This is a genomic window from Paenibacillus sp. FSL H7-0737 (assembly GCF_000758545.1).
In the GTDB taxonomy this organism is placed as follows: domain Bacteria; phylum Bacillota; class Bacilli; order Paenibacillales; family Paenibacillaceae; genus Paenibacillus_AQ.
On the sequence record NZ_CP009279.1, the window covers coordinates 6014300 to 6039841 of the forward strand.

Below are 25542 nucleotides of genomic sequence, written 5' to 3' on the forward strand. Positions count from 1 at the left end.
ATACAATATTCAAATCTGCAAACATCACATATCTGAATACTATTTGTAATTATTATAATTAACCAAATTAAGGCCTGTCAAGTTATTTATAATAATTCTAATATGATAATCGTTGTCAGTCGCTAAATGTTCATAAATTATCATACTTATGAACTAGTATGGGTTAGTTTACATGTTTTATGTAGGGCAATTTCTACAATTCAAAGTCATCTGCTATTAGATTTATAATATTCAAAGATTCTCTCGCTACCTTTGGGTTAGAATATCGATTTCCATTATATGTGATTAACGCTTTCCATAAAGCCCATCCTCTTGCTCTATTCCAAGTCTCCTCATCCATCTGTAATATATCCTTGAATACCTTTCTACTATCCTCATCAAAAAAGGTCCATGCCATTGCCGCATCACAAGCAGGATCGCCTACACCCAAGATTCCGAAATCAATGACTGCACACAGTTTTCCATCTTTGACTAGTAAATTCCCTGGCGCAATATCTCCATGAACCCAAACTGGCTTGGAATTCCATTTAGAATCTAATGCCAGTTCCCAGATTTCTCTCAATAGATCTTCATTAAAAATATCTTTATTATGCTCAATCGCATGTCTAGACTCTTCATCATATACAGCTAAAGATCCACCTCTATAGAAATTATGTTCTCCTGCTAAAGGTCCCCCACTAGCATCAATAGATTGTAATTCTATTAAAAATGCTCCCAAATCTCTTGCAAACTGGTTAAGATCATTAATATTTTGGTACGTTAATGTCTCACCCTCTACCCACTTATTGATAGACCACGGCAATGGATATTCTTCGTTAGGCTTCCCTTTGACTAATGGTATTTGAATAGGTAACGTGAGTTCTTTACTTAATATGGGCAACCATCGTTGCTCTTTCTCTACTTGTGGAGCATAAGCTGCTGCACTTGGTAACCTCACGCTCATATGCTCACCTAAATGAAACGTTCGATTATCATTCCCGCTGAATTTTACTGGTCTAATCTCTAAATCGGACCACGCGGGAAATTGTTCATTAATTAATCTTGCAACTAAATCGACGGTAATTGTATTCAATGTTTATCTCTCCAAACAAAAGTTATTTGTTGTCACCTATCATAAAAAAATATCGCTGAACAGCCCATATTCAACTTCGCTGTCATTATTGTAAAATACTTCCGTATATTTGTTTGTGACATAAGCTATCGTTAGTATTTACATATTGGATATACAGTAAAGATAATTTATATAGCCCAAGTTCTACTCAAAGGAGAATTCAGCTTATGAAAGTTGATAGTCTTATCGGTGAAATCAAGCGAGCCTATCAAATAAATATAGAGAATATCGAACTTCATCGAGAAATGATCGGTAAAGTATATTACTTACAGAATCAAGAACAAAAGTATATGTTTAAAATATACCGTAACTTTAAATCGGATGACGCCTTGCAGACGGTTCAGATCTTAGATTATTTAAAAGCAAATTCATATCCAGCAGTATCTGTGGTTAGAACTGTCGAAAATGATAGCCATATTATGCTTAGTAATCAGGTTGGTAGCTGCGTAGGTATTTTATACGATTATGTCGAGGGCACAATACCCGAGGTTAAGCTTGAGGCCGAGAGTATCGGAAATCAGATTGCAGAACTCCATAACCTAATGAAACTATATCCCAATAAACTTATTAACAGGACGAAAGTCGATTACATCGATGGCTATATCTCCAATATGAAAGAACTCCATTTTGATCCAGAAAAAATTCTAGAACTTAATCAATACGGTAATGAATTATGGGAACGCATCACTAGGCTCCCAAAAAACTTTTGTCACGGTGACCTTCATACGGGGAATATGATCAGAAACGAGCATGGCGAATATGTTCTCTTTGACTTTGACGACGCTTCAGGTGATTATTCGAGTATGGATGTTGCATATATGTGTGATGATACCCATTTTAATGAATTTCATGAATCAATGTATGATCAAACCTTACGTTTATACGAACACTTTTATAATGGATATAGTAAAATACGCACACTGAGCGAGAGGGAACTTCTTGCGATTTTCGATTTTATTGCGATCAGACATTTTCAAATTATCTCAAGAATAGTACAATGCCAAGGATTACAATGTATATCCAAAGAATTTTGCGATCAACAATATCACTGGCTTATGAAGTGGCAGGAAGTTTGCATTAAACATTGATACTTCTATTCGGTTCATAAATACCTCGCTAACATAAGTTTTACTAGCCATTTCCATAAGAGACATCTAATATTATGTTAGCTTTACTAGTGTCTGTATGCAAACTATGCAATTAGATCAGCCACAAAAGGGACAAGCTAAGCAAGTTGAAATCTTAATATGATTACGAGGAAGAAGGGTGTTCCTTAATGACTAATAGTAAAACGAATCCTAAGGTGGACGGATTTCTAAGGAAAGTAAAACAGTGGCAGGAAGAATACGAGACGTTGAGAAATATTGTTCTTGACTGTGAGTTGACCGAAGACTTTAAATGGATGCATCCTTGTTACACGTTTGAGAACAAAAACATAGTCTTAATCCATGGATTTAAAGAATATATTGCACTGCTGTTTCATAAAGGTGTCTTATTAAAGGATACCCATGGGATTCTGATTCAACAAACGGAGAATGTACAAGCTGCACGCCAGATCCGGTTCACCAATGTTCAAGAAATCCTTGAAAAAGAAAGCATCATAAAAGAATATATTTATGAAGCCATCGAGGTTGAAAAAGCTGGTTTGGAAGTGGAATTTAAAAAGAATACAGATTTCATCATTCCTGATGAATTTCAAACTAAACTTGATGAAATACCTGCCTTGAAAAATGCTTTTGAAGCCTTGACGCCCGGGCGGCAAAGAGCATACCTTCATCATTTTTCTGAACCCAAGCAATCCAAAACTCGAGTATCTAGGGTTGAAAAATGGATGCCGCAAATTCTGGATGGAAAAGGATTAAATGATTAAGTTGTATATGAAGAAGCAACCTTAGATCGGTGAACAATCCGAACTGAGGTGGCTTCTTCTCTTTTTACTAAAAGATTTTATACTACTTCAGGTAGGTTCCGGTTACTCCAATTCCACCGCTACCGTTCAATACATACACTCTAGCGTTTCCTTTTCCAGAGCATACCAGAGTGATTGTACCGTTAGTAACGTTTTTGGTATCGCCAGTCACTGCATCCACGTAAGTTCCATTCGGAATTCCGGTAAATGTTGCATTTCCTGAGATCGTAACTAACGCAAAGCTATCGATGCCTTTCGCGCTATCGGTATATCTTCTTTTAAATGCCAAATCACCGGATACATTTTCTGTGGAATACTGGCCTTTTTGCAAGGCTGGAACTGCTCTTCTGATTAAATTGAGTTGTCTAATATGTTTTGCCAAAGGATAGTTTAATGAATCGGCAAGTGTGCCAGTAGCATTTGTATACTTACCGTAGTCCTGAACAGTAACGCTACCTTCAATTTGATCTCCAAAGTAAGCACGCCCTGTTGAGCTAAGTGGTGCATTTGGGCCTACATCGATGACTGATCCTTTTTTAAACTCAATTTCAGAACCATAATAGATTGCAGGTATTCCCCTGAAGGTGAACATCAGCGAGAGATTCTCAGCCCAAGTGTCTTGTGTCCCTGCAAATCGTTGATTCTCTGGGGCTTGGTCAGGTGCATAGTCATGAGAGTCAACATAAGTTACATTCCAAGTAGCATCGTTATAATATTGATCACCGCTCTTCATACTGAATGCTTCCTGTGCAGTCTTGAATGCCCAATGCATCGGGAAATCAATAACATCCATACCCGATTTCATCGAATAGTCAGGCGCGTGATAATTATTGCCTATTAAAAAAGCATTGTTCGAGGTTGGCTGCCCTGCTGTAGTAGAGTTATCTGCCCACTCTTGTTCCACTGACAGCTTGTTGGAAGCGTAGTCATTTTGTCCATCACCCGGATAGGCTTTCGAGCTTTTCCATGTATAGAATGGAGTCGATATTGCCGGAATTCCACTATTCCATACATCTCTGTACCGAGTAGCCACTTCACCAAAGACAAAGAAGTTTGAGCCCCCTCTTGTTTTCCAAGCAGGAACAAAGTATTTGTTAAAAATATACCGACTTACATGCTTCACAGTATCGACCCGGAAAGCATCAACACCCATATCAATATACTGATTATAGCTGTCAATTAGATACTGATTCACTACAGGATTTTCCGTATTCAAGTCCACAGCGTCTCCTGCAATCTGTCCTGTCTGTACGGTGTAAGATTCCCAGGAAAGACTTTTTTCGGTATGGTACATGTTATTGTTGGTTTCCGCATTTTTCATGATTGCGAGTCTGGCCTGATATTGCTGATCAGGGGTCATCGTATCATAGTTAGCTGGCAGTTTGTCCGTAATTTTAAGCATGTTATTTACGGTGTCCGCTGCAGTCGGATCTTTTTTGAACATAGGCAACAGATTCTCTTCCCCAAAATTACCAGTATGATTCACAACAACATCCTGAATAACCTTTATCCCTTTGGCATGAGCTGCATTAATCAATTCCTGATAAGAGGCTCCCGCTGACTCATATCTTGGATCTACTTTGGAAAAGTTAATCGCATGGTAGCCATGATAATCATACCCGCTGGCATTCTGCACCACTGGCGTAATCCAAATAGCACTGAATCCGAGCGCTTTGATGTAATCGAGCTTTTGAATCAGTCCCTTAAAGTCACCTCTCCAAGCTGGGTCTGAATCCGGATTTCCTGCTTTAGCATCCTCCCATGAATGTACATTGTTACTCGGATCACCATCATAGAATCGTGAAGTAATTACGAAATAAATGGTGTCTTCGCGGAAATCGCCTTTATTTCCAATCGTATAGACAAAGCTCTGTTTCGTTTCATTTCCGGCACCATCAACCACCAGGAATTTCAGTGTCGTCGTCTTATTAATAAGAATGGACGGTCCAGCCAGAGCAGTTAAAGCATTGCCCGAGATATAGAGATTTGAACTGGTAGTTGGTTCCGTCCCATTATCTGTGTAATATGCGGTGGTCGTTGCTGCTTTGTTATCTTTTATATTAAAAGAGACGGTGACCGCAGAGCTTGAATTCCCAACAGGTAAATTCGCGGTTATCGTTGGGGCTTGCAGGTCGAGATTTAGGTCAATGACATAAGCAAAAGTGCCTACACTGCCTGCTTGACCTAAGGAGTTAACACCAAAAGCCTTGATAGTCGTAGTAGAGACTACTTGGATTGGATTCGTGTACAAGGTAGAAGATGTCGTAGGTGTCGACCCGTCTGTCGTATAGTAGATTTTATCGCTGCTATTGAGACTGGAAAGCTTCACGGTTTGAGCAGAATCATATGTCTTAGGCGTAGGTGAGACTGAAATCACAGGGATCTTCGGAATTTCTGGATTAGCGTCATACCACACATTATCTGCGGAATACCAGCCCTCTTTTACACTGCGGGACAAATCGGCCGTCTGTTTGCCGTTTCCATCATTAAAGATAAGGCTTGTGCCGGTGGCGTTGGCAATAGTATAGCTGTACCAGTCGTTTCCGTCCGATTTCATCAGAATTCCTGGCCAAGCTCCGCTTGTCGGAACCGTTGTCGGACTCAGATTCCAGTAATGGATTCGGATCGTTGAGCTCCAGTTTGCTGGTTTCTTAAAATGAACCGTTAAGCCAGCCGAAGTTGGAGTTGGTGTAGGTGTTACGGTTGGTGTTGGCGTAGGAGTCACTATTGGTGTTGGCGTTACGGTTGGTGTTTGTGTAGGCGTCACTGTTGGCGTTGGTGTTACGGTTGGTGTTGGCGTAGGAGTCACTGTTGGCGTTGGTGTTGGTGTTGCGGTAGGCGTTGGCGTTGCTGTGGCTGAAATAGTTAGATAGTCGATATTGATATTCCCAGTATCATCCGAGTCATATTTGTAAGCGATCGTATTATTTCCTGCCTGTAAGAAGAGCGTTTCTGTTTGGTCACCCCATGCATCCCAGTTTGCCAAGTTCGCTAAAGTGGTCTGCTTTACCTTTGCTCCATTCACATAAATGGAAACTTGTTTGGCACTGCCAGTCGCATTGGCGTAGCGAAGCGTGGCATTATAGGCGCCTGCAGCGGAAGATTGAACATTGAAGGTGGTAGTTGCTCCTGTGGTAGTGTATCCATCAACAAAACCAGTACCGGTATAACCGCTGTGATTCGTATTTATTTTTGCGCCACCTGACAAGGCTGCGCTCTCAGCTTCATACTTCCCAGCAACCGGAATAACTACCGTCCAGTTCTTCCCTCCGTTGCTGTCCCAGCTATCCGTCGGGGCTGTGATGTGATAACAATAAATGAGTGTTGCACCCTCCTGAACATTGAGGTTGGCCGTAAACGTGGTCCCACTTTTAGACATGACTGTGTCCGTAGTATTCGTCCAATTATTCGTGGTCCAATGCAACGTCACAGCAGATGCTGTGGTATTCGTATAGGAGACTGTATAATCAGTGTTGCTGGCTGAAGCCCCGCCCGATAAACCGAATAAACTAAAGATTAGCGAAAAAATGATCAACCAAGAAACAAACCGCCTAGATTGTTTTCGTACCAATTAAATAACCTCCTCATTAATTTTAAGTGCAAATTACGTTGTGCAAACGTTTGCAAAAATGAGAAAAAAAGAAACAATCTAACTTATCCAATCTCCTCCTTCTTAGAAAATATGGAAAAACCTCATTGTATGCGTTTACAAATAGAACTATTGAGAAATCCTCAGGTTACAGATAGCTCCATATCTAATGAATTTTCCCTGTTTATGATTATAGGCTCCAACCTTTTCCGGGTCAATGCATCTTTTAGGCTAAAAACATAAAAATTTAAGAGTTTAAATACAAAGTTCAATCGTTTTCATTCATCAGTTGTTCAAGGCATATTAAAATCTTAAATTACCGCTATTTATAGAACTAGGCTCTATACTTTCGTAACTATTCTAGTATGATTTTATGAAATATTAATTCCTTAAATATATTATTTTGTATGTCCCTAAATTAAATCGTCGCTGATGAGGAAGCAGTTGCTTGGTCAGCTTTTACACAATCAATTGCAACAACGAACGCAATTATGATTGCCTCCATCTCCTCATTTAGTATTTGAACCTTGTAGCTATCACCCCAAGTGAACCACTCCTTATTCACTTTACCTATGACTACACCATGCTGCAAGACCTGAAAATCCATGTCCCACCAGTTACCATGTACCTCAATGTCAGCCGCATCAATCGTATAGCGTGCTTTAAAGAAAGAAAACTCCTTCTTAATCGTTAACACCTCTCGGCCATTGACCTCAACAAAAAACTTCGGTAAAAAACTAAATACCTTCTTCGTAATAAGTGCGACTTCATCTCTTGTTGTATTCATAATGGAGAACGTCTTTGGTATTTGCATAAAACTGCCCTCTACATAATAGACATCCTGCTCCTGCTGATTCTTTACCGTAAATTTACCACTTAGACTGAATACCTTCTGCTTTATATAAAGCTGCTTCATTCCAATACCTCCTTCGATATAAGCATATTATTAAAGCGCAGATTTCATCATAGATATTAATAGTGATAGCCACCTAACCATGAACTACCTTTCGTTAACCCTCTCATTATTGAACTATAGTTTCCCAATAGTTGAACCGAATGATTGTAAAAACTTAGGTGACAACTTCTTCGTACTTACCCATTACTTTCGAAATCAGTTCTCGAGATCATGTACTTTAGTCACCCATCCGTGTTCTCAATGGTTCTAAAACTTCCGTTTATGATACGGAAGACCCTCGCCTTCTTCGCAATACTGTTTAAGACTGTACAAAAAAATAGCCCAGTTATAATTACATACGCGATAAAATGAGGTCACTTCCTCCCAATTCATCTGACGAAAAATGATTGAAGTCTTCCCGTTTTTTTCCCTCATATCAAAAGAAATTGTCGTACCTATCCATTCTGGATCTGAATCAACACACTGCCACAAAATCTTTTTATCGGGAACAAGCTCATCAACTCGCATCTTTGTTAAGCCTTTTCCGCCGAATCGAAACTCATTTATACAACCGATCTGATCATTGACTATTAGTTCATTTGTCCATATTTCTGAAAGTCCTTTTGCAGTGGTTAATGCTTCATATACCTTTGAAGCTGGAACATTCACGGTCTGCAAGTGCTCGATATTTGCCATATTGCTCATCCCCTTTTTTATAAGGAATTAATTTATGTAATTATTTGTATACGAAAATTATACCATCAATCATATCAACTCTGAGATAAACATTGGTGTAGCTCCATCCTCTGTATTAAAGCCAAATTTATTATAGAAATCCACTGCATGAGGATAAGAAATTAATACTTTTGTTTTACACCCTTTATATCTATCAAGCATTATATTCATCATTTCCTTACCTATACCGATACTCTGATAACTAGGATTAATAAGCATATAATGAAAATATACCGTTAAAACACCATCTGACAAAGCATTTATTAAACCGACAAGCTTTCCTCCTTCCCAAGCGGTAACAATTGAATGAGACCCTCCGATTGCTTGTAAAAGCTCGTTTGGATACTTGCCAGACTCCCATTCTACTGAAAGAAATAACTCTTGGAGTGCATCCTTAGTGATATCCTCTTTGCTTGAAGCGTAATAAATACTCACCACTGTACCTTCCTTTCATAAAACTAACTACGGCACAACCTCTGTTTTAAACTCCCATATTTCGATGATTTTGCAATCCTTACGAAGCCGTAAAATAATACCGACAAAGCAATTTCGGATTTATCAAAGTGAATAATCACTTTATTTACCTCAATATACTCTTAAAAATATGTATAGAAAATGGATTAACTGAAGTGGAATTTGTATTTATTTACATTAGAGAATTCAGGAGAATACTTTTTTTACCTAAGCATACTAATCCTAAGAGGTTTATAGCGTTAACCTGCCCGTTAGTTGAACAAATAAAAAATGGCTGCCGAAGCAACCGCTAATCCACTAATGTGCCCCGCTTGCTTAATCGACATTACGCACCAGTCCGATAGACTTAGCCTTGCAGGGTTATCTGCTGATTACGCCTCACCGAAAAACCCTTAGCAGACCAAGGAGAGCAGCGACGCGGCGTAGATACGATTTTATAAGATGTCGGCAGCTTTTTCGACTATACTTTCAAATCCTTCTCTTACAGACTATGATTTATTAAATGAGCAATTTCTTTAACTCTCTCCATTGTAATTCCTTCTCTTTGTTCAACTGCAAGTGGATGATTCGTTTGTTCTAATTCTATTAACGGAACAGCACCAACTTCTTGTGTATGTACCATTGTCTTTAACGATAATGTAGTTATTGGATATATTGAAAGTTCAGTCGATAACCAACCAAAATAAGGTTTTTCAGTTTCCCTTCCTTCTACGTGCAATAATTCATTAGATTTCAAAAAGTTTTCTTCACTAAGAGAAACCCAAACACTCCATATAAATTTCTCATCAGTATCAATTATTGGTATTTCAATATGTCCTCTAATAAAGAAATGCTGTTCATCAATTACACAAAAATCTCTAATTAATTCTGTTCTTTTCTCTTCTGGTACAGTGTAAAAATAATATGGCGCTTCACTTCCGTAACATAAAGGAAGTTCACTTAATTCGTTGTTACAGTGAGGGCATTTCATGTTTTTTGCTCCTTATAGTTTCTTGGTGATTTCTTATAAGGTCTTATTCGCGAAATTACTGAGTTATCCTGCCCGTTAGTTCAATAAAATGAACAGCTAGCATCTGCCGGACATAGAAAGACCGCCATTGAAGGCGGTCTAAAATTTATCATTTCTGCCCAACAATAAGTCCTGGAGATATTAATAACCTAAGATGATTCGCTGTAAGCCTAATTAGAGCGTCTCAACCAATTTCTGAATCTTTGAGTGGGAAATTAAATATACAGGACCCATTATTTCTATTTTGCCGTCCTTTACACGCATTGCACTCTCCTGTTCTGCCGCATAAACATCAATCTCTTCAGACAAGGGGAACAGGTAACCTTGAACAAACGTAGCGTAGTCGCGTTTAGAATGAGATTCATAGGCAAAATGATCAAAGCCAATACCATCATAAATAGTACTTGTTTCAACTTCATTGCCAGTGTTTTTCAAGCATAACCATTTTGCAGCCATGTTTATCGCACCGGCGCTGGCACCCATTATAACGGCATTGCTGTTCTTAATAACATTTGATAATTCATAATCCGCCAAAAAATCGTTTTGCAAAACAGGATCTCCACCGCATAAAAAAATGACAGAAGCGTTGTGAATTAATCGCTGGGCCTCTTCCTTCTGCATGCGATAATCAATGAAATGATATTCATCAAAAATAATGTCAGCCTGATTTAACCATGTACATTCAGAAACATCATCAATGTTAATTTGCTCCCCTGTATAACCAGACGGTTCAGCGCTAATCATAACAAGCGATTTTCTGTCTTGTATATCCTCATGCAAACAATGGACCAGCTTCTCTGGAAAAAAATTATTAAACCAACTGAGATAGTAGTGAGTACTCAAACTTAATTACCTCCATATGTATTTTCCACGATAATAAAATGAAGTTACATATTAGTTATCTAATACGTAACTCCAATTATAAACAATAGCTTCTATTAGTAGAATCTTAAGCAATGGTCTCCATTAAAAATTCGATCACCGGGTAAGAGATCATATGCCGATCACGGTAAATCGAGGTAATAGCATCTGGCCGTGTGCTAAGGATTGCCTTCTGTAAAAGGGCTGCTTGAAAGCCTCTTTCTTGTGCACCGTTAATAGTAAAGGTTACACAATGTTCTGCGGCGAAGCCCGCAACGATGATGAATTCAACACCATGTTCACGTAGAAGTTGTTCCAAATCCGTCTTCCAGAAAGCATTAGAGAATTCTTTCGCCATCTGGATATCCGTGGGTGCTACTGTAATTTCCGGTATACTATTTCTTGCTTCTGGATCCGTATCCGCATTCGCCCCTTCCATGTCTTGTATATGGATGACGATTTGGTCCTTCGCACGAAGTAACCCAGACACATGATTAATGTATTCACAAGCCTCACTTACATTTAATTTCTCCATATGATCGTGTAAGAAAAGGTTTTGCATATCAATAATTAGGAATCCAATTTTTATTTTGAACTACCCCTCTCAGAACATATATAGTTTCTATATTAATCTGGATGTAGATTCAGCTCAAGGGAATAAATGAATTAGACTATTTTGTACAATAGCATTATATGTTACGCCATTCCTCTTCATTTAGTTCGTTGTTAATGCCGACCCCAGCTAAGGAGCCCATAGAAGCGGCAATAATGGCTTGATGAAGATGTGTTGCTGCATCACCGGCACTATAAACGCCTGGAACGTTCGTTTTACCGAGATTATCAACGATGACTGTTCCTGTTTCTGTGAGCTCACAACCAATGTCTTGTGGCAAATCCGACCCGATCCTAAGCTTCGGTCTAAAAAATATCCCCGTACATACGATGCTAGTACCATCCTTCAACACAACTTGCTGCACCATGCCATTGTCAGATTCGATCGACTGAATCGGTGAGTCATAGACAGGAATGTTATGTTGATTTAGCTCTTCGCGTTGTGCATCCGTTAAGTCATCAGATCCATTAGTACATATGGTAATCTTTTTCGTCCAACCAGATAACACTTGGGCCATATGCGTTGCATCGGCTCCCTTAACAATTACGACAAGAGGCTGATCTCTTAGTTCCCATCCATCACAATAGGGGCAGATAAAGGCGCTTTTACCATATACGTCTGAGAGTCCCTTAATATCCATCGGGAGGTCCTTCATCCCTATGGCGAAGAGCACCTTTTTACTTTGAAAAGTCTGACCCTGAACCGTCGTAATTTGAAAATCGCCATCGGTTCCCCTAATCGATAGGGCGGTATCTTCCGCAAAAGTAACGGATGGATAGGCACTAATCTGCTCCTTCGCAATCCTCCTAAATTCGCCTGGACTTATAGAATCTCTAGTAAGAAAGCCATGCGTTTCTCGAGTAACCCTATTACGTGCGCGTCCTTCATCAATCACAACCACACTTTTTCTTGCCCTACCTAGCACGAGAGCAGCATTTAGACCTGCCGGTCCTCCACCGATAATTACACAATCATGAGTCATACTAATTCTCCCTTTCGCTTTTCAATTTACATTAAAGATATTAGAGACTTGTGTTATCTCTAATTTTTCCTAAAAAAAGAACGGATCTTACTCCGTCATTATAATTGTTGCCAGATCCACTATTTTCTTGTTTCTAGATACTAAGAATAATTCCTTTAAGTATTCCAATTAAAGACTTTGTGAATCTATAATAACTTTAATAAATCTAAAAGGCAAGGATTTTTCTATTTAATCATTGCCCTCTTGGAATTCCAACTAAATTACCGCAAAAGTGTAGTAGCCCATAAAAACAGCTTGTTGTCAGGATTAACAAATCCCTTTTTGTTTTTATCTAATGTCGATATTTGTTTCATTTCCTCATCAGATAAACTAAAATCAAAGATTTCCAGATTCGCCTTTAATCTTGCAGGATTAACCGACTTGGGAATAACTCCAACATTGCGCTCAATGTTCCATCTTAACATAACTTGAGCCGTTGTTTTACCGTGTCTTTCAGCAATGCTTGTTAATATAGGGTTATCGAATAAATTTTTGTTTCCATGTCCAAAAGGACTCCACGCTACATGTTGGATATTCTTATTCACCATATAATTATGCAAGTCGGGCTGCTGTAAAAACGGATTTGTGTGAATTTGATTTACTGCAGGTACTATTGAGCCATGCTTCAATACATCACTCAGGTGCGTTTGTTCAAAGTTAGACACACCAATGGCTCTGATTTTACCCTCTTTGTACAATTCCTCTAATATCAACCAGCTCTCAACATATTTTGGGGATGGCCAATGGATCAAATAAAGATCTATATAATCTGTCCCCAGTTTTTTCAAACTCATTTCAAAAGCCTGTTTCGTTCTTTTACCATGATCTGAATTCCACAGTTTTGTTGTAATAAATATATCCTTTCGATTTACACCTGATTTTTTAATAGTACTTGCAACAAGTTCCTCATTATGATAAAAAGCGGCGGTATCAATATGCTTATATCCATTTCTCAATGCCCAAATGATTGCATCTTCGTGTTCATTTTTCATTTGGTATACACCCAATCCGACTTTTGGTAACAAAACCCCATTATTTAATAGGTAATTTTCCATAGAATAATCCTCCCATACACTATTATTTTATATCAGCTGAGTCAGTCGATTCTGATAGCATTCCAGCAACTTCTTTCTATTCCTTGAATAAGCTCTGGAGTCTCAATTATTTTTCCATGTTGAATTTCTTTGAAGAAGCTAACAAATGCGCCATAAACAATGCAGATCAATGCATTTGAAGGAAGGGAGCTGAACACCCCTCTCTCTTTACCGCTTTCTATGATTGCGACTAAAAAATTCATAAATCCATCAAACATGCTCCGGCTCTTCTCATTCAAATAATATGACTCCGCATGTGAATCTATAAATAGCAGCGCGTATATATTGCTTTTTGCAAATCCGACCATTTGATAAAACACATGGCGAAATTGCTCACGAATTTCATTTGAGTTTGGAAAATCAGTTTTAATGGTCTCTGAAAACTCCATCACTACTTTTTGAAACAATGAATTAACTAGTGACTCTTTACTTTCAAAATATCGATAAATGGTACCCGCTCCTACTTTTGCCGCTTCCGCAATCATAGGGACCGTCGTTCCATCATAACCTCTTTCTGCAAATAATTTTAAAGCCGCTTTATAAATTTCCTCTTGCTTGTTTGTAGACAATAAAAACACCTCTCTTCCTACGGAATGAATATTCATTCCTCTTTACAATAAAACTCATTTATAAAAAAAGCAATCAGAATATTAGAAACTATTTCCTATAATATGAAGGTAAAAAGACAAATAAGGATGTCTCTGAAGTATTAGCTTCAAGACACCCTTAAGTATAATTTCATAATAAATCCTATAAAAAAGGGAGGCTGTTCTTTCAATTAGAGCTCTACCGTGCGGATTCTGCCGTCTTCTTCATAATGAAGCTCTGTAAATTTCATACTACGTTTATGGTCCACGCCGCCAGACAGCGATGCGTCATGATAGAATAAATACCATTTCTCGTTAAATTCCACGATAGAATGATGAGTCGTCCAGCCAATAACTGGATTCAGGATCGTTCCTTGAAAAACAAAAGGTCCGCAAGGCTTATCACTCACCGCGTAGACGATCTTATGGGTTGTGCCAGTAGAGTACGAGAGATAGTATTTCCCTTTATACTTGTGCATCCATGGACCCTCGAAGTACCTCCTGTCTTCATCACCCGCAAGGATTGAGTTCCCTTCTTCATCAATAATGGTAATCTCCTGAGGGTCAGATTTGAATGTCAGCATGTCTTCACTCAGCTCACCCACCCAAGGACCGTAAGCCGGTTCCTCTGGACCCTTTTCTAGCGCATCTTGTTGAAAAATACCGTCTTGCCACTTTTCTAATTGTCCACCCCATAAGCCGCCAAAATACATGTAGGCTCTTTCGTCCTCTTCCACGAATACGGCTGGATCGATGCTGAAGCTCCCTTCGATATAGCTTTCTTGAGCCTGGAAAGGACCAGACGGAGAAGTAGACGTAGCCACTCCGATACGGAAAATACCTTCCTTGTCCCGGGCCGGGAAAAACAAATAATACGTCCCCTGCCGGTACGCGGCATCGGGCGCCCACATTTGCTTCGAAGCCCAAGGCACATCCCGAAGATGAAGCGCCTCTCCATGATCTACACAGGGGGATGTAGGATCTTCCAAGGAAAACACATGATAATCTTCCATCGCATATTGGTCACCATTATCATTTGTAGGTCCATCATGGTCAATATCATGGGATGGGTAAATATACAGCTTGCCCTCAAATACATGAGCGGAGGGATCGGCTGTATAGAGATGGGTAACTAACGGTTCATTTTTTGTTGCCATAATAGAACTCTCCTCCTGATTGAGATTACGCCTGTTGATTAGCCAAGCAGAAATGGATTTTACCGTCCTTATAGGGACGGTTCCGTTTCTGCGAGAAACATCAGAACATGAGTAGACATGTGAAACTTATACTTTCTGATATTTCAAAAAAAGGTACACTAAGGCGCTCCTAAAGTATTTTCAGCTAATGTTCTCACATTTCCATAACTATAATTTAGCTAATCAACAGGCCTAGATTGGAATTGATTGGTTCCACGGTGCTGCCTTATTCGAAGCCAGCTTGCCTGGGTTATTCTTTGACGCCACCAAGTGCCACGCCCGCGATAATATATCTGGATAACAAGAAGTAAACTATAAACAACGGTAAAGCCGTCAAAGCCAGACCCATATAGATCGAGCCGAACTCCGTTTTGTAGATATCACCTCGGAGCAAGCTTACCATGATTGGCATAGTATATTTCTCCTTCTGTGTCAGCAATATCAGCGGCATGAACAGGTTGTTCCAGTTAGCCACAAAGGCAAAGATGGCTTGTGTTGCTACTGCCGGCATCATCAGCGGTAAGATAATCCGGTTGAAAGTGAAGAATTCACCAGACCCATCTACACGTGCAGCTTCCACGATCTCTATCGACAGAGTTGCGAGCAAGTATTGACGCATGAAAAATACCACCGCAGGTGCAGCAATTGCTGGTAGAATCAGCGGAAGAAAATTGTTGGTCCAATGTAATTTATACATGAACTGATAGAATCCGATTGCGCTCGCTTGGGAGGGAATCATCATCACGCACATGATGAAGGTAAAAAATGGCCCCCGTAGCTTCCAGCTGTAAGTGACGAGCCCATAGGCCGCCAAGGACGAGAAATAGACTGTGCAGAGGGTTGCAGAACTGGCAATAATAAATGAATTCAGGAACCCTTGAAGCGGATCGAAGCTCTTATCGAGCAACACTCGTAGGTTGCTCATCATGTGGCTCGAAGGAAGCAGAGAAAGTCCGCTTTGAATTTCCGGTGTAGAGCGTGTGGCATTTACAAACATGATCCAAAACGGCAGGATACTGAGCACCGCCAAAGAGATGCAAACAACATAGATAATTGTCTTGTTGATCTTTCGGTTAACGGTTCCGCTTTTCTGATTATTTGCCATGTGTTACACCTCCCTCACGGGCTGCTATAGCAGCTTTTCTATTCTTTTGTTTTTGTATTTTTTTAAGTCTTGACGCATCACGGTCACGCATCACGTAGAACAGTATTCCGGCCAATATTGCCGAAATCAAGAACATAATCATGCTCGCTGCTGCAGCACGATTGTACATATAGCTGCCCTTGAATGCTTGCCCGTAGATAAACATGGACGTGGTAAGCGTAGAATCGTCCGGCCCGCCTGCAAGGAATAATTGCGGAATATCGAACATGGTCAAACCACCCACCATCGATGTAATCAGTGTGAACAGCAATATCGTACGCAGACTCGGCAGTGTGATGCGGAAAAAGGTTTGAAACCCGTTGGCCCCGTCAATCGATGCAGACTCGAAGAGAGCAGGATTTATACCCATAACGCCAGCAATCAGGACGATCATGGTGTTGCCGTACCACATCCAGAACTGGATGAACGCGACAATGCCCCGTGCTGTCGTCTTATCCTGCAGGAAGAACACCGGAGCGTCGGTCCACCCCAACATTTGAAACAAACTGTTTACAGGACCCATCGGATAGGCGAATAAAGTGCTAAACAACACGGCAATCGTACTCGCTGTGATGATATTAGGCATATAGAGCAGAACCTTGAACAAGCCTTGTCCCTTTATATTGAGACGCTTATTCGTGAACCATGCCGTTAGCAAGAGCGCGAGAAGCATCTGGGGAACGAAGTTAGTAATCCAGAGCAATCCAGTGTTGATCAAAGACTTCCGGAACGAAGGATTATCAAAGAGAAGATCTTTGAAGTTTTGAAAAGGATTATCAAGGATATGGATCGGTTTTGGTATTATTCCTTTCATATCGGTGAATCCAATGACTGCGGTATATAAAATGGGATACAGTGAGAAAATCAGAAATGCCAGGACAAACGGAAAGGTAAAAATATAACCGTATTTCGAATAGTTCACATTTTTGCGGCGCATGCTCTCACCTCTTTAGTTGATATGAAGGGGCGGGATTACTCCCCCGCCCCTCCGAATCCTTCTTATTCGCTTTCAATGCCAAGTTGGTCTTTGACTTGTTGCTTAAAGGTTTCGATCGCTTTGGCACGGTCCTTGTTGCCCGCGGTGTATTCACGCACTTGATCACGCCAGAGCTTGTTGATTGTTTCGTCGTACTGGGTCAAGTTTTTACCTGAAGCGTTTGCATTGGCCGGTACAAACACGTCGAACATGTTCTGACCACCGAGCAGTGGAACTTCACCGTTTGATTTCGACATGACAACGGAGGAAGCAACGCTGTCCTTCGTACCTTGCTCGCCTTCCTTCATGGTACCGTTAGCCCAGTAATATTGGAGTCCCGTTTCGGAGGTGTCGAGTGTAACCCACTTCACAAAGTCTGCAACAGCCTGTTTCTTGGCATCGTCCTTGGTGACGTCTTTGTTGGCAAGCAGCCAAGTGCCACCCCAGAAGAACCCTGTTGGTGGTTCGGAAACCGCCCAGTCGCCATTCGTGTCTTTTACTTGACCGTTCATCACGTAGTTGATGAGCCAAGCAGGACCGAAGAAACCGAAGATTGGTTGGGCTCCAGAGCCTGACATATCGGCGTACCAAGCTTCCGTCCAATCCGTTGTATCGTTGTGGTAGCCATTGTCTTTTAACTTTTTAGAGAGGTCAAGGAACTCTTCCCGCTTCGGATCGATATGAAGCTTGCCATCAACAATCCAACCCTTATCCGAGCTGTTCTCAATTGGATGCCAGATATCTCCGTCGCCGGAAACGATGCCGTATCCTTTAGCTTTCAGCTTCGCGGCTGCTTCGTAGAATTTATCCCAGCCTGGTCCAATTTCATTTTTAATAGTGGCTGGATCGTCGGTTCCAAAAACATCCTTCGCAATGGAGCGGCGATAGATGAAGGCACCACCAGTCGCTTGATAGCCGAGGGCTTTCAATTTGCCGTCTAGGCTACCGATGTCAACCGAGTATTGAGCGATGCCAGCGTCCTTAACCATTTGGTCGTCAAGGCCCAGGTCAGAATAGTTGGCCGAATAGCTGGATGCATCGCCTTGTGTATACTTGAGCACAAATGCTGATTCAGCTGCAAAAATATCCGGGGCATCTTTTCCACCAGCTGCCAGAGCCTGATCAAGAGCAGGCTGATAAGCACCATCAGTGGTTGCAATAACCGTAGTTTTGAACTCAACATTCGCGTCCGGATGAGTTTCCATGTACTTCTTGGTCATATTAGGAATCTCATCTGTAAAGCTCCAGAGATTGATAGTGACTTTCTCACCTGTTCCTTTTGATGGAGCTTCGGTAGCGTTGGCTGCTGGTGCAGTCGTTGGACTTGAGCTAGATGAGTTAGAATTCGAGTTCCCACCACATGCTGCGAGAGCAGATGACATCACGAGCAATGTAGAGAGCCCCACTAAACTACGTTTCATACTTTTCATATCTTTGCCTCCCCTTTTGTATTATCACTTCGGTTTTTTGTAACCGCATACATAATTATAAATCCAGCAATCCTTAAGCATAAGGACACCCTCTTTAGGAAAACTTCCACTATTTTTAGATTCAGTTCTATAGAGCGCAAAAAAAGAGACATCAAGGGATCAATCCCTCGGTGTCTCCATGACTCTGTTTATATTTCTGATCATTATTTATCCGCTTTTAGCGCATCATCCTGTTTCTTGATGAATTCTTCTGGTGTGACGGCTTCACCAAACAATGCCTGAATCTGATTCATGTGTATAGTAGAGGCGACTGGCTTCATTTGTGTATCCAGATAAAGAGTTACTTTATTAGCCTTATTTAACTCGTTTAATAGATCAATGAACATTTGCGGTAGCTTGATGGCCGCAGTATCTACTTTGGTAGCCGGGATTACGCCTGCATTGACAACAGAATGCTCCCCCCACTTTTGAACGAAAAAGCTGACGAATTCTTTGGCCTCCAGAGCATGCTTAGAATTTTTGGAAACGAATAGTCCAGTGCCCGGACCACCGACCCAATCATCCACGTTGCCTTTGCCGCCTTCAACTGTCGGGAACTTGAAATAACCGATGTTGACTTTAAATTCTTGGGCTATATTTGTTGTGGTCGTGAAATCTGGCAGCTCCCAAGTCCCTGTAACGAACATGGCTGACTTTCCGTTCATGAACTGTACCTTGGCTTCATCATTGGATAATCCGTTGTAGCCTTTGATGAATGTATTCAGGTTTACCAACTCTTGCACTTGTCTTGCAGCCTCTAGCAAGGAAGGATCTGTGAAGTCCTGATCCGCAACAGCTTTATCCATCAGGTTAGGTCCCCCAATACGATCAGCTAGATACATGTACCAGAAGGAAGCCGGCCAACCGTCCTTGCCTCCAAGAGTAACCGGTGTTATGCCATTGTTATTCAGTGTTCGAATGATAGCTTTGAGATCATCCAAGGTTTGGGGAGGCTGCAGATTAAATTCTGAAAATATTTCTTTATTATAGTAGACCGGAACTATGTTTAGTTCGACAGGAAGGGCATACGTCTTCCCATCAAAGGAGTACCCCTCCGTCGTACCAGCTACGAATTTCCCTTTCAACTCATCCTGTAAAAGATCGTCCACGGCTGCAAACTTATCTCCCCTAACATAAGGATCCATAAAGCCTGCTGCCCAGGTGAATCCGATGTCCGGTAGATCGTTGGAAGCGGCAAGTACCTTCAGTTTGCTTTTATACTGCTCATTTTCAAGCACTTCCGTCTTGATGGTGATATTCGGATTAGCTTCTTCAAATTCTCTGATGATTTCTTTTACCATTTTGTTTTGCGCGGAGTTATTGCTATCCGGCCATAGATGCATCATTTTTAAAGTGATTTTCTCGCCGTCGCTCTTGCTGCTATTCCCCTTATCCCCATTGCAAGCTGTTGTTATCAACAACAATGTTAAGAAAAGGGTGATGGATAATCCGATCCTCTTCGTAGATATTCCCCCCTTGCCGAGCCGTCATTGGATATTCGCTTCTATACCATTCCTCATGGAAGAACGATACTGCCCTGGACTCATTCTTTCGTATTCCTTGAACAGCTTGTTGAAATATTTAACCGTCTGGTAACCCGTAAGGCTGGCAATTTCCGCTATAGGCAGATTCGTTTTCAACAGTAATTCCTTCGCTTTCTGCAATTTTCTACGGGCGACATATTCGCTGAAATTCATCTGGCATTGCTCCTTGAAAAGAGAACTGAAATAGCTCCCGTTCAGATGAACAAGTCCGGCTACTTCCTGCAGGCTGATCGCCTCTTCTATATGCATTTCCACGTAGTCTATCGCCTGACGGACCGGATCGCTTAATGCGGCATCTTCATCTCTTATGGCCATTAATTGTGGATCAGCCATCTTTCGCATGAAGCCGATATGTTCCTGCTCCTCCCCTGCCTTCAGGGCATTCTCCACAGATGCGATTAGCTTTTCCCGGCTGGCTGGCTTGAGCAAATATTCAACTACGGACAACTGAATCGCTTGCTGAGCATACTCGAACTCGGCATGACCGGAGATGAGAATAACGGATGGCTGACGCTGTATTTTTTTATCCCTAATTTGGCTAACTAAAGAAAGACCACTGATTCCCGGCATGCGGATGTCCGATATCATGAGCTCCACTGGTATTTCCTCCAAAATTTCAATAGCCGAGATCCCATTGCTTGCCGTAAGGATTTCATAATGACCGGCTGCCCACACCTCTAGTATTTTCTTCATTCCTTCTCTAGATCTCGGTTCATCGTCGACAATAAGAATTGTTCGGCTTCTCATGACATTTTGTCTCCTCGAACAGGAATTTTGATGTTTATACGGGTGCCTTGACCTTTTTGGCTATCGATGGTCATTGCCGCACCCTGCTCATTCTCTCTCGAAAAAAATAGTTGAAGCCTTCTATGCACATTAGCGATTCCGACACCGGAATCTTTTGAAGAAGATACCTTTCCGCTATCCAGCCCTTCCACAAGAGAGCTCAGCATCTCCTCGTCCATTCCCATCCCGTCATCTTCCACCGTAATGGTGACCCATTCTTCATCTCCAGCAACCGTTAGCTTTATCCATCCCGGTTCAATCTTGCTCTCGACCCCATGCAATACGGCATTCTCTACAAGGGGCTGCAGCAACAGTCGGGGTAACTCCACATTCGAAAATTCGGGAGGAGCCTCAATTTCCCACTCCAAGCGATCTTCAAATCGCATCTTCATAATAAGCAAATATCGCTTTACATGCTCCAGCTCATCCTGTAACTTCACCCATCCCCCTTTACTCGAGCCGGTGATCGTATAACGGAATAAATCAGACATAGCGACAACATACTCCGCCAATTGATCTTCATCCCTATCCAACAGTGACCAGTACAGAACATCTAGGGTATTGAACAAAAAATGCGGATTAATCTGCGCTTGAAGTGCCTTCAACTCCGTATGACTCCGGGATAACTCCTTCTCATAAACTAACTGGATCAGCTCGTTGATATTATCAACCATTTTGTTATAGGAATAATTCAGTTCCTGAATTTCCATAGTGGACGATACGTTTTCGATAGGCTTCAGAATGCCTAGACGGGTACTTCTCATAGCTTTGATCAACCTGAACACAGGTCTGGTAATAAGTATAGATAGGAAAAACGAAAGCAAGGTGAACAGTAAGGTACCCATCAAGGCCGATACGACAATGGTCGTCCGCAAGACCGATATCCCCTTGGTGATGACGTTCACCGGGGTTAAGATGAGTAGCGTCCATCCTGTCACGGAAGACCGCTGTTTGACAACGATAAAGGACCGTTTGCCGATAGAAACATTCTGATCGTCAGATTCCTCCACCAGCTTTGCTGCTGTCTTTTGTGAAATACTGTCATCGTTAGACGTGATGAACTGCCCATCAGGAGCGAGAAGTAATACTGTTTCTCCGTCCCCTTCCCCGGATAAAGACTCTTTAAGTGCAAACTTGTCTCGGTCTGAGCGAATGAGTAAATACCCTCCAGTTGTGAAATGACGATCAATAAGGCTGATCTGTCGAATCGCCACAAGCGATGTAGGATCGAGCGGATCAATACCGAACCAAACGAGACTGCCTTCCTTTCTCGTCGCCATTTCGATCCAATCTTCGGGTACCTTATCTCTAAGGGTGCTGCCGTCGAGAGGATACAGCCTCACTCCGTCTTTATTATAAAGCTCAACAGATTTGATGCCGTCCGTGTAGATTTGGACCAGATTGATAATAGATGGCAGCGCTTGCCGTTCCGTAAAGGTAGCGGGATGACCCTCTATATCGCGTAAAAGGAGTTGCTGAATATAATCGTTAGTCGAGACCAGCGTCGTCAGAGAATTAATCTGTTCGAGAACGCTTTCCAAACGGCCGTTAGCCTGAATCGCGGTTTGCTGAATATGCTTCTCCGCATTGTTCTTGAGTAGCGTCGAGACTGAATGGAACGTAATCCCTCCAACGAACGTCAGAATGATGAGCATGACGGCGAGGAAACCGAGCAACATTTGATTTCGCAGCGTATTTAACTTTAACATCGACAGTATCCGCCGCATGCATTCTCTTCCCCTCTTTATCATGTGAACATGAGATGATCGCCCCTATGCGTAAAAAAGTAAGGGCTTTCAACCTTTTCAGTCATTATATTAGCATGTTTGCTAATGATCCGCTAAGAAAGAATTATGGATTCGACAAAAAGAACTAATATTCTCGCCCCCAATACCGACAGACGGGGTAATTAGCTCCATTTCTAGCAACCTTTTATGTAGGAGTGTCTTACTCCTAATTAAAAAAATCCCGATGATGTATTCATCATCGAGGCTAACTACTGCTTCATTTTTTATTTTCGCCAAAAAGTTGAACAATCTGCCTTATCCATAATGTTAAACTCGATCATTTTCTCAAGTAATGAGAAATCAACCGGACTATCCCATCGGATCCGTAACAACTGCTTGGTGTGATCATAGCCAGCCTGTACAATTGCATCAGAGAAATGATTAATCCCTGCGATTTCAGGCGCAACAGCCATATGTTGTTTGGATACGCTAAAGCCAATAATATAGGTGTCGTGATCAGTGAACATAGGCTGATTCCACGCAATTTTTGACTTTAAATCAGTGAATTTCTCAGTTACCCAAGCCAACACCTCTTCCATTCGCTCCCGATGCTGTGGGTTATCAATTTGCGCTAAATAGTCTGCGAAAACCTCCATGTCGATCACTCCTAACCTCAAAATCGCCTTTTGTTCAGGCGTAGTTACAAAAAAACACCCCGTTAGATAATCATATCTAACGGGGTGTTAGGGTGCAACTTTTTATAAACGGTACTATTGTTTGGGAAAGGTTATAACCTACTCCACAGTAACGCTCTTCGCCAAGTTACGTGGTTTATCCACGTCATGACCTAGCGCAAGAGAAGCATAATAAGACAATAATTGCAGAGGTACTACAGACAACGCTGCTGTCAGCATTGGCAATGTCTTAGGAATAACAAACACTTGATCCACTGATCTAAGCAGGTCAGTCAAATGCTCTTGGTGAGTGATTGCAAGCACGTCTGCGCCTCGAGCTTTCACTTCTTTGATGTTGCTGACGGTCTTCTCAAGCACAGCTTCCTGAGTTGCCAGGGCAATAACCGGAACGCCTTCCTCAATCAGAGCTAACGTACCATGTTTCAATTCACCTGCAGCATAAGCTTCGGAGTGAATATAAGAGATTTCTTTCAGCTTCAAGGAACCTTCTTGAGCAACAGCATAATCTACGCCGCGGCCGATGAAGAACAGGTTCTTGTGCTCAGAAATTTGTTCTGCATAACCTTTGATCGCTTCTTTTTGAGCTAGGATCTCTTCCACTTGCTCTGGTAGAGCTTGCATAGCAGCTAGTATCTTAGCCACTTGAGCTTCGGTTTGTGTACCGCGTACTTCAGCCAAGTAAAGAGCAAACAATCCGAAAGCGACCAATTGTGAAGTGTAGGCTTTGGTCGAGGCAACAGCAATTTCTGGACCTGCCAAGGTTACCAACACATCATTCGCTTCGCGAGCAATAGAGCTGCCCACTACGTTTGTGATTGCCAGAACATGTGCACCATTAGCTTGCGCTTCACGAAGAGCTGCCAAAGTATCTGCAGTCTCACCGGATTGGCTGACAACGATAACCAAAGTTTCCGGGGTCACGATTGGTGAACGGTAACGATATTCCGAAGCAATGTCATTCTCTACTGGAATACGAACCAAAGATTCGATCATAGTACGTCCTACCACACCAGCGTTGTATGCCGTTCCGCAAGCAACAACTTGGATGTTACGGATGTTCTTGATTTGTTCTTCTGTGATGTTCAACTCTGGCAAAACAACCTTGTTGCCTTCAGCATTAATACGACCACGCATAGTGTCGCGGTAAGCCTTAGGCTGCTCGTGAATTTCTTTCAACATGAAATGCTCGTAGCCGCCTTTTTCTGCGGTAACTGCATCCCAATCGACAGTAATCATTTCCCGAGAAATAAAGTTTCCTTCAATCGTCATCAGTTCGACAGCATCTCTTGTCAAGACTGCCATTTCGCCGTCGTTCAAAATATATACGTTACGGGTATATTCAAGCAATGCAGGAATATCTGACCCGATAAAGTTTTCTCCTTCGCCAAGACCAATAATGAGCGGGCTTGCTTGACGCACAGCCACCAATTTATCTGGTTCATATTCAGTCAGGACGCCTAATGCAAAAGCACCGCGCATGAAGGTAATCGCTTTTTGCACAGCTTTCACAATATCTCCATCATATTCGCGAGCAATCAGGTGTGAAATAACTTCTGTATCTGTTTCGGAGACAAAGTGGCATCCGCCAGCGATCAGCTCTTCTTTCAGATCCAGATAGTTTTCGACAATACCGTTATGAACGACCGAGAACTTCATGCTGTTATCCGTATGTGGATGGGAATTCTCATCGGATGGTTTACCGTGAGTTGCCCAGCGTGTGTGTCCGATACCTGCGCTACCTGCCAGTGGGCTGCCTTCCAGCTTCGACTGCAGATTCGCCAAACGGCCTTGTGCTTTCACTACTTGCAGTCCTTCCCCAGTGAATACAGCAATACCAGCAGAATCATATCCCCGATACTCCAGCTTCTTCAATCCTTCAACCAAGATCCCCTGCGAATTCTGATTACCAATATATCCTACAATACCACACATTATTATTTCCCCCGTCCGAGTTATCGTAATGTGGCGGCATAAGGAAAGAAACGTGCCGTGCGGCATGTTTTTGAGAAAAAGCAAATATTCTGTTGTATTTTTGGATCAACAAAATAAACTGTCACTTACATCTTATGTTCATGAAATGCACAGCCTTCTTCTCTGCCGTGGCAGA

Annotated in this window: 22 protein-coding genes; 2 read left to right on the forward strand and 20 right to left on the reverse strand. The window is 41.6% G+C overall.

All coding sequences use genetic code 11. The annotated features are described in order from the left end of the window. Positions 1–193 precede the first annotated feature (193 nt). Positions 194–1072, reverse strand: a complete 879-nt coding sequence (locus H70737_RS26175) for an aminoglycoside phosphotransferase family protein (protein ID WP_042192021.1) — start codon at positions 1070–1072, stop codon at positions 194–196. A 206-nt stretch (positions 1073–1278) separates the two neighbouring features. On the opposite strand from H70737_RS26175, the gene H70737_RS26180 reads away from it, so the two are divergent. Together H70737_RS26180 and H70737_RS26185 are read left to right on the forward strand one after the other, a co-directional pair. Then, complete coding sequence (locus H70737_RS26180; RefSeq protein WP_042192023.1) at positions 1279–2199, forward strand: phosphotransferase enzyme family protein; 921 nt, start codon at positions 1279–1281, stop codon at positions 2197–2199. 188 nt (positions 2200–2387) lie between these two features. After that, positions 2388–2981 (forward strand): YdeI/OmpD-associated family protein, encoded by a 594-nt coding sequence (locus tag H70737_RS26185; RefSeq protein ID WP_042192026.1) that lies wholly within the window; start codon positions 2388–2390, stop codon positions 2979–2981. An 82-nt stretch (positions 2982–3063) separates the two neighbouring features. On the opposite strand, the gene H70737_RS26190 is transcribed toward H70737_RS26185, so the two are convergent. The 19 genes from H70737_RS26190 to glmS form a co-directional block, all read right to left on the reverse strand. Then, positions 3064–6591: an alpha-amylase family glycosyl hydrolase gene (locus H70737_RS26190; RefSeq protein ID WP_042192028.1), complete on the reverse strand. Its 3528-nt coding sequence runs from the start codon at positions 6589–6591 to the stop codon at positions 3064–3066. A 436-nt stretch (positions 6592–7027) separates the two neighbouring features. After that, complete coding sequence (locus H70737_RS26195) at positions 7028–7525, reverse strand: LURP-one-related/scramblase family protein (protein ID WP_042192030.1); 498 nt, start codon at positions 7523–7525, stop codon at positions 7028–7030. 246 nt (positions 7526–7771) lie between these two features. Further along, positions 7772–8200 carry an SRPBCC family protein gene (locus tag H70737_RS26200; RefSeq protein WP_042192033.1) on the reverse strand — a complete coding sequence of 143 codons (429 nt, stop codon included), beginning with the start codon at positions 8198–8200 and terminating at the stop codon, positions 7772–7774. A 69-nt stretch (positions 8201–8269) separates the two neighbouring features. Beyond that, positions 8270–8674, reverse strand: coding sequence for a GNAT family N-acetyltransferase (locus H70737_RS26205; protein WP_038573410.1), 405 nt, complete (start codon positions 8672–8674; stop codon positions 8270–8272). A gap of 520 nt (positions 8675–9194) precedes the next feature. Beyond that, a complete protein-coding gene (locus H70737_RS26210) occupies positions 9195–9683 on the reverse strand; it encodes a DUF2199 domain-containing protein (RefSeq protein ID WP_042192036.1) in 489 nt (162 codons plus the stop codon). 213 nt (positions 9684–9896) lie between these two features. Continuing rightward, positions 9897–10565 (reverse strand): Type 1 glutamine amidotransferase-like domain-containing protein, encoded by a 669-nt coding sequence (locus H70737_RS26215; RefSeq protein ID WP_042192038.1) that lies wholly within the window; start codon positions 10563–10565, stop codon positions 9897–9899. A gap of 106 nt (positions 10566–10671) precedes the next feature. Further along, positions 10672–11172 (reverse strand): cysteine hydrolase family protein, encoded by a 501-nt coding sequence (locus H70737_RS26220; RefSeq protein WP_042192040.1) that lies wholly within the window; start codon positions 11170–11172, stop codon positions 10672–10674. Positions 11173–11272: 100 nt separating this feature from the next. After that, a complete protein-coding gene (locus H70737_RS26225; RefSeq protein WP_042192043.1) occupies positions 11273–12178 on the reverse strand; it encodes an NAD(P)/FAD-dependent oxidoreductase in 906 nt (301 codons plus the stop codon). 260 nt (positions 12179–12438) lie between these two features. Beyond that, complete coding sequence (locus tag H70737_RS26230; RefSeq protein ID WP_042192046.1) at positions 12439–13272, reverse strand: aldo/keto reductase; 834 nt, start codon at positions 13270–13272, stop codon at positions 12439–12441. 41 nt (positions 13273–13313) lie between these two features. Next, positions 13314–13880, reverse strand: a complete 567-nt coding sequence (locus H70737_RS26235) for a TetR/AcrR family transcriptional regulator (protein WP_042194583.1) — start codon at positions 13878–13880, stop codon at positions 13314–13316. A gap of 209 nt (positions 13881–14089) precedes the next feature. Then, positions 14090–15055 (reverse strand): glycoside hydrolase family 43 protein, encoded by a 966-nt coding sequence (locus H70737_RS26240; protein ID WP_042192047.1) that lies wholly within the window; start codon positions 15053–15055, stop codon positions 14090–14092. A 289-nt stretch (positions 15056–15344) separates the two neighbouring features. Beyond that, positions 15345–16199, reverse strand: coding sequence for a carbohydrate ABC transporter permease (locus H70737_RS26245; protein ID WP_042192048.1), 855 nt, complete (start codon positions 16197–16199; stop codon positions 15345–15347). Continuing rightward, on the reverse strand, positions 16189–17175 hold the full coding sequence (locus tag H70737_RS26250; protein WP_042192055.1) for a carbohydrate ABC transporter permease: 987 nt from the start codon (positions 17173–17175) through the stop codon (positions 16189–16191). The genes H70737_RS26245 and H70737_RS26250 overlap by 11 nt, the downstream gene beginning before the upstream one ends. 62 nt (positions 17176–17237) lie before the next feature. Further along, entirely contained in the window at positions 17238–18644 is a 1407-nt protein-coding gene (locus H70737_RS26255) for an ABC transporter substrate-binding protein (protein WP_081951219.1), read from the reverse strand. Between the two features lie 203 nt (positions 18645–18847). After that, positions 18848–20029 (reverse strand): extracellular solute-binding protein, encoded by a 1182-nt coding sequence (locus H70737_RS26260; RefSeq protein ID WP_081383083.1) that lies wholly within the window; start codon positions 20027–20029, stop codon positions 18848–18850. 141 nt (positions 20030–20170) lie between these two features. Next, a complete protein-coding gene (locus tag H70737_RS26265; protein WP_042192060.1) occupies positions 20171–20974 on the reverse strand; it encodes a response regulator transcription factor in 804 nt (267 codons plus the stop codon). Next, positions 20971–22740: a sensor histidine kinase gene (locus H70737_RS26270; protein ID WP_042192062.1), complete on the reverse strand. Its 1770-nt coding sequence runs from the start codon at positions 22738–22740 to the stop codon at positions 20971–20973. Before H70737_RS26270 ends, H70737_RS26265 begins: the two co-directional genes overlap by 4 nt. A gap of 284 nt (positions 22741–23024) precedes the next feature. Continuing rightward, entirely contained in the window at positions 23025–23396 is a 372-nt protein-coding gene (locus tag H70737_RS26275; protein WP_042192064.1) for an iron chaperone, read from the reverse strand. Between the two features lie 138 nt (positions 23397–23534). Further along, positions 23535–25367 carry a glutamine--fructose-6-phosphate transaminase (isomerizing) gene (glmS, locus tag H70737_RS26280; RefSeq protein ID WP_042192067.1) on the reverse strand — a complete coding sequence of 611 codons (1833 nt, stop codon included), beginning with the start codon at positions 25365–25367 and terminating at the stop codon, positions 23535–23537. Positions 25368–25542 lie beyond the last annotated feature (175 nt).